The sequence below is a fragment of the Bradyrhizobium sp. 22 genome, from assembly GCF_000482425.1.
GTDB classification, from domain to species: domain Bacteria; phylum Pseudomonadota; class Alphaproteobacteria; order Rhizobiales; family Xanthobacteraceae; genus Bradyrhizobium; species Bradyrhizobium japonicum_B.
The window spans coordinates 2,100,127-2,111,555 of record NZ_KI519399.1 but is presented as its reverse complement, the minus strand read 5'-3'; the positions used below and the strand labels follow the sequence as shown (position 1 = coordinate 2,111,555).

At 63.5% G+C, this 11,429-nt stretch carries 11 protein-coding genes and 1 tRNA gene; 8 read left to right on the top strand and 4 right to left on the bottom strand.

From position 1 onward, the window contains the following. Positions 1–547: 547 nt before the first annotated feature. Positions 548–1,504 (bottom strand): N-carbamoyl-D-amino-acid hydrolase, encoded by a 957-nt coding sequence (locus tag K410_RS0111290; protein WP_028134948.1) that lies wholly within the window; start codon positions 1,502–1,504, stop codon positions 548–550. Between the two features lie 86 nt (positions 1,505–1,590). On the opposite strand from K410_RS0111290, the gene K410_RS40980 reads away from it, so the two are divergent. After that, positions 1,591–2,004, top strand: coding sequence for a hypothetical protein (locus tag K410_RS40980; RefSeq protein WP_245269361.1), 414 nt, complete (start codon positions 1,591–1,593; stop codon positions 2,002–2,004). A gap of 329 nt (positions 2,005–2,333) precedes the next feature. Then, the gene (locus K410_RS0111275; protein ID WP_028134946.1) at positions 2,334–2,660 is read left to right on the top strand and encodes a hypothetical protein; all 327 of its coding nucleotides are present in this window, start codon (positions 2,334–2,336) and stop codon (positions 2,658–2,660) included. 85 nt (positions 2,661–2,745) lie between these two features. On the opposite strand, the gene K410_RS0111270 is transcribed toward K410_RS0111275, so the two are convergent. Continuing rightward, on the bottom strand, positions 2,746–3,249 hold the full coding sequence (locus tag K410_RS0111270) for a fasciclin domain-containing protein (RefSeq protein WP_028134945.1): 504 nt from the start codon (positions 3,247–3,249) through the stop codon (positions 2,746–2,748). 313 nt (positions 3,250–3,562) lie between these two features. Between K410_RS0111270 and K410_RS36750 the strand changes: the two genes are divergently transcribed. Next, positions 3,563–3,766 (top strand): BrnA antitoxin family protein, encoded by a 204-nt coding sequence (locus K410_RS36750; RefSeq protein ID WP_049820015.1) that lies wholly within the window; start codon positions 3,563–3,565, stop codon positions 3,764–3,766. A gap of 57 nt (positions 3,767–3,823) precedes the next feature. Here the strand turns inward: K410_RS36750 and K410_RS0111255 are convergent, their stop codons facing one another. Beyond that, a complete protein-coding gene (locus tag K410_RS0111255) occupies positions 3,824–7,249 on the bottom strand; it encodes a class I SAM-dependent DNA methyltransferase (RefSeq protein WP_028134944.1) in 3,426 nt (1,141 codons plus the stop codon). A 191-nt stretch (positions 7,250–7,440) separates the two neighbouring features. Beyond that, positions 7,441–7,517 (bottom strand) — tRNA-Pro (locus K410_RS0111250). A 68-nt stretch (positions 7,518–7,585) separates the two neighbouring features. Between K410_RS0111250 and K410_RS0111245 the strand changes: the two genes are divergently transcribed. From K410_RS0111245 to K410_RS38430, 5 genes are all read left to right on the top strand, one after another. Beyond that, on the top strand, positions 7,586–8,575 hold the full coding sequence (locus K410_RS0111245) for an L-threonylcarbamoyladenylate synthase (protein WP_028134943.1): 990 nt from the start codon (positions 7,586–7,588) through the stop codon (positions 8,573–8,575). Positions 8,576–8,597: 22 nt separating this feature from the next. Next, positions 8,598–10,025 (top strand): FAD-binding oxidoreductase, encoded by a 1,428-nt coding sequence (locus K410_RS0111240; RefSeq protein WP_028134942.1) that lies wholly within the window; start codon positions 8,598–8,600, stop codon positions 10,023–10,025. Further along, positions 10,022–10,465 (top strand): GNAT family acetyltransferase, encoded by a 444-nt coding sequence (locus K410_RS0111235; protein WP_028134941.1) that lies wholly within the window; start codon positions 10,022–10,024, stop codon positions 10,463–10,465. Before K410_RS0111240 ends, K410_RS0111235 begins: the two co-directional genes overlap by 4 nt. A gap of 10 nt (positions 10,466–10,475) precedes the next feature. Continuing rightward, positions 10,476–11,057 (top strand): NUDIX hydrolase, encoded by a 582-nt coding sequence (locus K410_RS0111230; RefSeq protein ID WP_028134940.1) that lies wholly within the window; start codon positions 10,476–10,478, stop codon positions 11,055–11,057. A 204-nt stretch (positions 11,058–11,261) separates the two neighbouring features. Then, on the top strand, positions 11,262–11,429 hold a 168-nt coding region (locus K410_RS38430), incomplete at its 3' end, for a transposase (protein ID WP_155253628.1).

The window sequence follows — 11,429 nt, the reverse complement described above, 5'->3', positions numbered from 1 at the left end:
GCTCTCCCGGGAGCCGAATGTCCTTCTGGCCTCCCTCGCCCCGCGGATTGGATGATGCAGTCTGCCCGGTTGGGCTCGCTCGCACCTCCGCGGTAGGCTTGACCGTAGCAACGACGGCCAGGACCACACGGTTTTGCCGTACGCGCATTCGTGAGCGCCACAGGGTCGACAGCATCGTGCACGGTGCCATCGAATGTTGGCGCGACGAACTGAACAGCGCCGTTCGTCACACGCGGTTACGGGCTCACAGGGACTACCCGCCCTGCCCACACCTCTCGTGCCGACGCTGCCGCGTCCACCGCAAGCCCGGCTCGCGATCAAGACGACCTCGAGATCGCCCCTCCTGGTTGAGCCGGGATGGACGACACATACGCCGAAACCGAATTTCGGTAAAGTGGAATATTTTCGCAGGGATGGATTGACAGGGGCCGACACAGGCACGGCCGCGTAGCCCGGATGGAGCGCCAGCGCAATCCGGGACAGTTGAAGATGCCCAGCGAGGGGCCCCGGATTACGCTTTCGCTCTATCCGGGCTACGGAAGCCTCATCACTTCGCTCGCACCGGCGCGCCATCCGCCATGGTGGTCACGCCCTTGCGCTCGACGATCATGCCATAGGCGTGCGGCTGGCGGTGGACGTCGAAATTGAAGGTGGTGCGTTTGTAGGAATTGCAGAGATCGAGATCGCAGCGGGCGAGCGCGAGCTCGTCGCCCTTGGTCGTGCATCGCGCGATGATCTCGCCCGAGGGCGCGATGATGCAGCTGCCGCCGATGTGGTCGACGCCCTCCTCGACGCCGGCCTTGGCGACGCCGACCACGAAGGTGCCGTTCTGATAGGCGCCGGCCTGCATGACGAGATGATTGTGAAACAGCGACAGATCGTCATGCTCGGGCGCGGGCGGATTGTGCACCGGCGTGTTGTAGCCGATCATCACCATCTCGACGCCCTGCAGGCCCATCACGCGATAGGTCTCGCTCCAGCGGCGATCGTTGCAGATCGCCATGCCCATCACGCCACCGAAGGCGCTGGCGACGCCGAAGCCGCGGCCTGGCTCGAAATAGCGCTTCTCCAGATGCTGGAATTTCCGCCACGGCTCGTGCTCGGCATGGCCTGGCAGATGGACCTTGCGGTATTTCGAGACGATCGCGCCGCTCTTGTCGACGAGAATGGACGTGTTGTAGCGCCTGACGATGCCGGCCTCGATCGTCAGCTCGGCATAGCCGAGATAGAAACCGATACCAAGCTCGCGGCCGAGATCGAACAGGCCTTGCGTCTCCGGACCCGGCATCTCGCGCTCGAAGAATTGGTCGATCTCGGCCTGATCCTCGAAATACCAGCGCGGGAAGAACGTCGTCAGCGCGAGCTCGGGATAGACGATCAGGTCGCATCCGCACGCCTTCGCCTCGCGCATCAAGGCCATCAGCCGGGCCACGACTTCAGTCCTGCTCTCGGTCCTGGCGATCGGGCCAAGCTGGCCGGCTGCAACAGTCACAAATCTCGCCACGCGTCGTTCCTTCGTTGTCCGGAGTGCCTCGAGCCCCGAGCCTATCGAGCGGTGCACCGCGCGCACAGCCGGATCGCCCGATCGTCGTGACGGGACACAATCAAATTCCGTGCCTTGCGGGTATCATCGTGCGGAGCCGCCCGACCCGCTGTAAAATCCTGGAACTTCGTTGCGGATATGCAACGGTTCCCCACGATCTGAAGCCGGACAAAACAAACTCCCATTCCGGCCACGAACCGCTCTCACAAGGCCGTGAGACGATCAGGGGAACGACGATGCGTGCACAACGCGTTTGGAAAGTGAATGGGGACGCCAGCATCGGGCATCTCCAATCCAGACTGGACGATCTGAACAAGCGGCTGGGTCAGCTTGAAAGCCAGCATCCGGACAGCTGGAAGATCGAGGAACTGAAAGCGAGCGCGCTCAGTCTCTCGCGCGAGATCGACGACATCCGCTGCGCCGAGGCGACCGCGGCCTTGAGCGAGCTGCTGCGGAAGTAATCAGCACGCGGCGATTCGATGGGTGGTTCGTAGGATGGGTAGAGCGCAGCGAAACCCATCGATCCCTTCTCGCGGAGACGAAGGTGATGGGTTTCGCAAGGGCTCTACCCATCCTACGAGCTACCCATCCTACGAGCCCGTCGATTCGCATCGCGCACTGGAACCAAGCTCCACGCCCGCCATTTCCATGCAGAGCATGGAGCACGAGCATGACGAGGCAGCTGACGCGAGCCTATCTCGCGCGCGGCGTGGCCGGCACGGTGTCCATGCTGGTGGTGCGCGGCGGCGGCATTTGCCCTCGCGCCATTTAGCGCCGTGAGGGATTTCGCATGACGTCCGAACCCGAAGAGCAGGTGCGGCTGCAAGGCTTTGGCGAGATGACGTTGCGCACGGCGGTCGCGACGCTGATGCAGCTCGCACCGCGCGAGCGCGCCGAGGCCGCGATCTTCCGCGTCCGCGACGGCGTGCGGCTGGCGGAAAGCGAGATCGCCGAGCTCGCCTCGCACTGGGGCATCGAGCCGGCGCCGAACGTGCGGTCGCCGCGACTGGTCCCCGAGCAGCACTGGCCCGACATGGTCCGCGGCATGGTGCGCGAGGCCCCGCTGCCGGCGCTGATGGTGGCGTTCCTGGTAGGGGTGCTGGTGGCGCGAAGATAGCGCCCTTGAGCGAGGCGTGCATCCATCTACGAAAACTGTCGATGCCTGGCCGCCGCAGCGGCCAGGCAGGTCATGGTCGGCGGCCTCAGTGGTGCATCTTGCTTGCGCGTGCCGGCGGCAGCAGCACCGTGTCGATGACGTGGATCACGCCGTTCGATGCCTCGATGTCCGGCTGGATGACGTGCGCGTCATTGACGCGGACACCGAGACTTCCATCGACGCTGACCGGCTGGCCCTGAACGGTCGCAACCTTCAGCGACTTGCCGGCGACGTCGGCAGCTCTCACCCGGCCCGCAACGACGTGATACTTCAGCACCGCCGCCAGCTTGGCCTTGTTCTTCAAGAGCGACTCGACCGTTCCCGGCGGCAGCTTGGCGAAGGCGGCGTCGTTGGGCGCAAACACCGTGTACGGCCCCTTGCCCTTGAGCGTCTTCACGAGGCCGGCCGCTTTCACAGCGGTCACCAGCGTGGTGAACGAACCGGCCGAAACCGCGGTGTCGACGATGTCGGCGGCGCGCGCTGCCGACGGACCAAGCAGACAAGCGACCATGGCCGCTCCGGCCACGAGCGAACGAATTGCGGGCGTCATCAAATTCTCCTGGTGTGATTCATCCATGCCGACGCGATGGCTGCACGCGACATCGCGCATCCATTGTCCGATCAGTTGCGATCGACCTCACTGAAACGAAGCCTCGCAGCGGCTGGATCACCGCCTTTCCTGAAAATCGATCGATAGTGACGAGACGCCGCAGCGGCGTCATTTCCGTGATCTTCGCCATCTACGGCAATGAGGCCGTCAGCATCATCAGCATGCGCCCTGCCAGCCGCAAGGAAAGAGAACTCCATGAAGCAAACCGCCGCTAAGAAGCGCTGCACCGCGAGCGATATGCGCGCGGCGAGCAATGGCGAAGGCCAAACCGTTCGACGAAGTCTTCCCTGGGATGCGCAGGGGTCGCAGCCCCAACAAGGCACCGACAAAAAAGCTGGTGTCGCTGCGATTGAGCCCCGTCGTGCTGGAGCATTTCAAGGCTTTCGGGCGCGGATGGCAGAGCCGGATCGACGAGACGCTGCTCAAGGCTGTCAAGAAGGCGCAGAAATCGATCTAATCGCTCGTGGCACGTTGCCGCGAAACCCCCGCTACGCCCTAGGGAATTGCGTACCTCTCACGCAGCTCGCCGCAAGGAGAAGTTCCTTCCGTCTGCCGAAGTGACGTGTCCCAGCCGAGCCAACGAAGCCAGGACATCTCCAATCTTCTTTTCAGTGGTTTTGGTCTTCTTGAACTGGCTGGCAATCGCCTGGGCGCTGATCGGCCCGCCTGCCGCAGCAAGCGCGGCGAAGACTGCGGCGGTCTGCTCGACTGCTCCGGAAGGGAATGACAGCTTCTGCGCAGCTTCGGGCAAGAGCAGTTCTGCCGCCACTTGTGCGCCCTCCTCCCGAGTTGCCTGCTTATCGAGGCCCTTGGCGAAACGGGAGATTTGATAGTCGGGTCGCAGCCAGCGCACCAGGCCGCGCTTTTCTTCGTCCGACCGCTGCTTGTTCAGAGCAACAAGCCGGGCCAGGATTTCGTCGTCCGAGAGATCGGCCGGCCAGCCATAGGCCGCCGCCACGGCGATATCGATCTTGTCGTGAAGCTCCTTCAAGATGAGGACCTGTCCGTCCTTGAAGATGGCTTTGTCCCGGTCATCAAGATCGTCCAATTTGGTCCCGACGCGCAGTTTTTCCAGGACGTTATAGAGCCCGGTCAGCGTGAGATGTGCATGTTCGGCCAGCACCCGCTTGCGGTGCGCATCCAGTTCCTCGGCTAAAACGCGAACGGTCTGCCGCTGGATGTTGTTGGCGTCGGGAAAGGGAAAGGGATCGAAAGTTCGCGTCTTGGTATAAACAGCGTCATTTCCGACGCCAAGCCAACCGCCAGCTCTGAGCGCATATACAACATGGATTCTTGAGCTCAACGTCCCAAGACAGAACGCGTCATCGGAAGCAATAATTACGCTCTTGTCGTCGCATACAATGTGAGCTGGAAGGAATTGGAAAACGCGATGTCGAGCCGTATCCACGGTAACGATATAGCGCGTCAGCTCTTTCAACGCTGGTCGCAATTCACGGCGCGGCTCTCCGAATATCCACCAACTCGCTCGATAACTTTCACGATTATTCTTGTCCCGCTCCGGCTTCACGCTGACGAGAAGATGCTGATAGACTTCTGGGAACTTCTGGCGAACTTGATCGACACTCAATCCGAATAGATCGATTACCATTCGACCGCGAGGTCTTTGAGCTAGATCACGACCATTTCTATAATCATGAACGTAAGTATCCAGACCGTCTCTGGTGCCCAATCCCAGGTGCCGCGCTTCGCTCGGCGTCACAATGAAGCCGCTGCCATGAAGCTTCACACCGTCATGGCTTATACCTAGAGATGCTTGCAACGGCTTAACCGCAGCTATGTCGGCGCCGATCGTCAAATCAGAATTGATTGAACCTAACGATTCTTTGAAATCGATCCGCGGAATATCCGTGTCCAGCGAGGTCTCCTTCACCACCTCGCGCAAAGTCCCGTCTAGCGTCCCCGCTTCTCCAACAGTCATTGCGATTCGAACGGCCGCAGCGTCATCCGTCGCCTTTGTCCAGGGATGATCTGGAATCGCCATCACCAGCGAGATTGGCTTCTTTGCCTTCAGATGCCGCTCTATCACCCTGCGCTGAAACACCTGTGAGACCGAATTGGTCGTGATGAGTCCAAAACGACGCAGCACGGTGCCCTTGCGTGTCAGCAATTCGGCGGCGCGATCCCACCAGTACATGACGAAATCAGCGGATTCGTTCACGTGAGGATGGGCCGCCCACAATGCTTCCGTAAATTCGTCTCCCAGACGAGAGCGCAAGAAACTCGCGCCAATGAATGGGGGATTCCCGACGATGAACTCGGCGCTCGGCCATTCCGGCCTTCGCGCGTTCGGATAGGTTTCCTTGCCGTCGACGATCTTTGGGATGGGCTCGCCATCCCACGTCAGCACGGCATTCTTGACCTGGATGTTCTTGAACGCGCGCAGGATTGGCTCCTCCGGAGGCGCGCCCTTGGTGCGGAAATGCCATTGCAGGTAGCCGATCCAGAGCACCAGTTCGGCAATTGCTCCCGCGCGCGGGTTAATCTCAAGCCCGAGGAACTGATGCGGATCGACACTATGCGAGCCGAGTCCGCGCAGCGCTTCTTGGCCGCCAAGGTCAAGCAGTGCCTCAAGCACCTCGCCCTCAAGCCGCTTGATCAGTTCCAAGGATACATACAGGAAATTACCGGTTCCGCAGGCCGGATCGAGTACCCTTGTCCCGCACAATCGTTCATGAAACGCCTCGACCTCAGCGGCCGCCCCCTTTAGGTCGCCCGATGCACGCTTGGTCTCGGCGGTCGCCTGCACGTTGCGCCAATCCTCACGCAGTGGTTCGATAATGGTCGCAACGACAAGCCGCTCGACGTAGGCGCGCGGGGTATAGTGGGCGCCCAACCGGTCACGCTCGCTGGGATCAAGCGCCTGCTCGACCAACGTCCCGAATATCGAAGGATCGACGTCGTTCCAGTTGTAGCTCGCCGCCTGCCTGAGTTCACCGATCTCCTCGCGACCGAGCGGCAGGGCGGCCCGGTTCCTGAAGAACTCGCCGTTGAATTTCCTGACCTTCGTCTTCAGCACATGCGCCCAGGTGCCGAGGTCCATAGCTTCCCACAATTGACCAACGTCGTGAGTGAAGGCTTCAGGGTTGCGCTCGCAGTCCCCGAGCACTTGCTTGAACGATTGCTCCGGCAGCAGACCGACGTCCTCCGCGAACATCGTGAACAGGCAACGCATCAAGAACATGGCGACATCTTGCGCGGGGTAGCTCTTCTTCTCAAGAGAGCGCGACACCTGCGCAAGACGCTTGGCGATGTCGCGGGTTACCTTCGCGGACGTTCGCGTCGGATCGAGCGTCTGCGGCTCTTTCCAGATCTTCCTGAGCCGCTCGCAGATCTCCGGGTTGTGGAGGTCTTCGAGATAAATGCGAAATGACTGCCGGTCCGGAAATTGCGTATAGTTCTTTCCCTGTCCGGAGAAGTCCGCGTAGACCTCGATGCAGTGCCCGACGTCGCAGACGAGGATGAACGGTGGCCAGCCATGAGAGGTCGGCAAGGCACGAGCGTATTCCTCGGCCTGGCGCTTGGCATTGAGCATCAGCACGTCCCAGGCGCGATCTGCACCACGGCGGCCCCGCAGATTATCCGAGGCATCCGCCGCAAACAGATCGTTCTGACCGACAATCTCCTTCGCAGCGCCCTTGACGCGGCTCTGCTTGGCTTCCAGGACGAAGCAGTCTTTCTTATAGAGATCGATGCGTCCGAGCGCGTCGCCATCGTCCTTGTGCCGGGTGACGACCCGTTCGAAGACGTAATCATTGCGCTCGTGAGTCGCGCCGGCAGGCTGCGGGTGTTCGACCCCGATGAGATCGCAGAGCTCGGTCAGGAACAGCGCGTAGTTCGCACGTTCCTGCCCTCCCTCCTGCCCCTGCCAACGCGCAATGAAAGTCTCGGCAGACTGATTCTTTTTCGTGTCATCCCCCATGTCTGCAACCTAGCGGGATCGCGCCATGGAGCAAGTCATCATAAGGGACCAGCAAGCCATGCCGCCGCGGCAAGCCGCCCTGCCCGGCCAAATCGGCCGTGGACCCGATCCCGAAATCGTTGCAGAAAGGTGTTCCGAGGCGGCGGCGGCCGGTCTGCCAAGCCTCTGGAAAACGTCGACTTTTGGAAGAATGGTCGGAGTGGCAGGATTCGAACCTGCGACCCCTGCGTCCCGAACGCAGTGCTCTACCGGGCTGAGCCACACTCCGACAAGAAGGCGGCTTATAGCGTCGGGTTTGACGCACCGCAAGCGGCCGAGATGAGGAATTTTGTCCCTGTGAAAACGGGCCTTGAAACGCGGATTTTGCCGGCCGGCGCCGCCGGCGCGGAGGCTGCCGCCCGGCAACTGGCCGCCGGCGGGCTGGTCGCGTTTCCGACCGAGACGGTCTACGGGCTCGGAGCGGACGCCGCCAATGCCACCGCCATTGCCCATCTCTACGCCGCCAAGGGGCGGCCGGCGTTCAATCCGCTGATCGCGCATGTCGCCGATATTCCGGCGGCGCGGCGGATCGGGCGGTTCGACGCGCGTGCGCTGGAGCTGGCCGAGGCGTTCTGGCCGGGACCGCTGACGCTGGTGGTGCCGAAGATCGAGGGCTGCCCGGTGGCGGAGCTCGCCACCGCCGGGCTCGACACCGTCGCGATCCGCATCCCCGCCCACCCGGTCGCGCAGGCGATCCTGCGCGCCTTCGGCGGAGCCGTGGTCGCGCCGTCGGCCAACATCTCCGGCCACGTCTCGCCGACGCTGGCGGCCCATGTCGAGAGCGACCTGGCGGGGCGGATCGACCTGATCATCGATGGCGGGCCGGTCGCAGTCGGTGTGGAATCGACCATCGTCGGCTGCTTCGAGACGCCGATGCTGCTGCGGCCCGGCGGGCTGTCACGCGAGCGGATCGAGGCGGTGCTGGGCGAGACCCTGGCGCGGCCGCCTGCGGAGACGGGCAGCGACGACAGCCAGCCGCTGGCGCCGGGCATGCTGGCCTCGCATTACGCACCGCGCGCCCCCGTGCGGCTCGATGCGCGGGAGGTGGCGCCCGGCGAGGCGCTGCTGGCGTTCGGCGCCGCGCGCCTGCCTGGCGTCGATGCCGCCGCCGCGGTCATGAATCTGTCGCCCACAGGTGATCTCGATGAAGCCGCCGCCAATCTGTTCGGCTATCTTCGCGAGCTCGACGCGAAGGGCCCGCGGGGGATCGCGGTGATGGCAATTCCCGAAGAGGACCTTGGCGAAGCGATCAATGACCGGCTGCGCCGGGCTGCGGTTGCCCGATAGAAGCTTGAGAAGAGACACGAGAATGAACGTCAATACACCCGCCATTCCTCCGCTTGCGCCCGAGCTGATCGAGCAATTCCGCAACATCGTCGGCGAGCGCCACGCCATTACCGATGCCAACGACATCGCGCCTTATGTCACCGAGGAGCGCAACCTGTTCCACGGCCGCTCGCCGCTGGTGCTGCGCCCGGGCTCGACGGCGGAGGTCTCTGAAATCTGCAAGCTCGCCTCCGCGCACAAGATCGCGCTGGTGCCGCAGGGCGGCAACACCGGGCTCGTCGGCGGCCAGACCCCGCACAATGGCGAGGTGGTGGTGTCGCTGCGGCGCCTGGACAAGATCCGCGAGGTCGACACCGCCTCCAACACCATGACGTGTGAGGCCGGCGTCGTGCTGCAGGTGGCGCAGCAGAAGGCATCCGACGTCGACCGGCTGTTTCCGCTGTCGCTGGGCGCCGAAGGCAGCTGCACCATCGGCGGCAATCTCTCCACCAATGCCGGCGGCACCGCCGCGCTCGCCTATGGCGTCGCGCGCGAGATGGCGCTGGGGCTCGAGGTGGTGCTCGCCGACGGGCGCGTGCTCAACACGCTGTCGAAGCTGAAGAAGGACAACACCGGCTACAACCTGCACAACCTCTTCATCGGCGCCGAAGGCACGCTCGGCATCATCACGGCGGCGACCTTGAAACTGTTTCCGAAGCCGAGGGCGGTCGAAACCGCCTATGTCGGCCTGAAGTCGCCGGCGGCGGCCTTGAAGCTGCTGACGATCGCGCAAGGCGAAGCCGCCAATGCGCTGACGAGTTTCGAGCTGCTGTCGGAGATGGCGGTCGATTTCTCCGTCCGCCACGGCATCGACGTGCGCGATCCGCTCGCAGAAAAGCATCCCTGGTACGTGCTGATGGAATTGTCCTCGCCCGGTGACGATGCCCGCACGCCGCTGGAGACGATCCTCGCCCGCGCCATGGAGGAGGAGATCGTCGACGACGCCGTGATCGCGTCGAGCCTTGCCCAGCGCAACAATTTCTGGAAGCTGCGCGAGGAGATGTCGGCGGCGCAGAAGCCGGAGGGCGGCTCGATCAAGCACGACATCTCCGTTCCCGTCGCCGCCGTGCCCGCCTTCATCGCCGAGGCCGACGCCGCGGTGGTGAAGCTGATCCCCGGCGCGCGGCCGGTGCCGTTCGGCCATCTCGGCGACGGCAATCTGCATTACAATGTCAGTCAGCCTGTTGGCGCCGACACCGCCGATTACCTCGCGCGCTGGCACGAGGTGAACGCGGTGGTGTTCGAGATCGTGCTGCGCATGGGCGGCTCGATCTCCGCCGAGCACGGCATCGGCGTGCTCAAGCGCGACGAGCTGCCCGACGTCAAGGACAAGACCGCGATCGAGCTGATGCGCGCGATCAAGGCGATGCTCGACCCGCACGGCATCATGAACCCGGGGAAGGTGCTGTGAGCGCGCTTGCGATCGACACCATCGCCGACGCCGATGTCGAGGAGGTCGTCGCGCTGTGGCAGCGCTGCGGCCTGACGCGGCCCTGGAACGATCCCCATGCCGACATCGCGCTGGCGCGGCGGCGCGGCAATTCCACCGTGCTGATCGGCCGCGACAATGGCGCGATCGCAGCGACAATCATGGTCGGCCATGACGGCCATCGCGGCTGGGTCTATTACGTCGCGGTCGATCCCGACAGCCGGAAGCGCGGCTTCGGCCGCCTCATCATGGCGGCGGCCGAAGACTGGCTGCGCGCGGCCGGCATTGCCAAGCTGCAGCTGCTGGTCCGGCGCGAGAACGCCGCGGCCAATGCGTTCTACGGCTCGCTGGGCTTCGAACTCTCGACCTCCGTGATGTTCCAGAAGTGGCTCGACGGCCGCGCGACCACGCCAAGCAATTGAGATCCGTATCATGACCGTTTCCGACCGCGTCCGCATCAAGGACGTCCGCGTGCTCTCGGACGGCTGGACCACGCTGAAGTCCACGACGTTCGAGTATCGGCGCGCCAGCGGCGAGTGGCAGACACAGAAGCGCGAGACCTATGAGCGCGACAACGCCGCCGCCGTGCTGCCGTACAATCTCGCGCGGCGGACCGTGATCCTGGTGAAGCAATTCCGCCTGCCGGCCTTCATCCGCGGCTACGACGACCTCCTGATCGAGGCGGCCGCCGGCGTCTTGGACAACGCCGAGCCCGAGGAGCGCATCCGCGCCGAGGCCGAGGAAGAGACCGGCTATCGCCTGCACCACGTCCACAAGGTGTTCGAGGCCTTCATGAGCCCGGGCGCCATCACCGAAAAGCTGCATTTCTTCGTCGCCGAGTACGAGCCCGAGATGCGGGTGAGCGACGGCGGCGGCCTCGCGCACGAGGGCGAGGACATCGAGGTGCTGGAGCTTTCCATCGACGAAGCGCTGGCGATGATCGCCGACGGCCGCATCATCGACGCCAAGGCGATCATGCTGCTGCAATATGCGGCGCTGCATGTGTTCAGATAGGTGACGCTCTTCACCCTCCCCTGGAGGGGGAGGGTCGATCGCGCGAAGCGCGAGCGGGGTGGGGTGATCCCTCCACTCGGGCACTGTTGGATGTGGAGAGACCGTCTCCCCACCCCGTCTCACATTTCGCTACGCTCCATGTGAGTGAACTTCCTCCGAATGAGTGGACACCTGTAGTAGGCTCGTTGAGCCTGGAGGTGTTGAATGGAACGTGCACGTCGGTCGTTTACTGAAGAGTACAAGCGCGAGGCGGCGGGGTTGGTGGTGTCGAGCGGCCGCTCGATCGGGTCGGTAGCCAAGGAGCTCGGTCTGCGCGACTCAGTGCTGCGGCGCTGGGTCGATAAGCTCCGGCGCGAGCCGGCATCGGCGGCG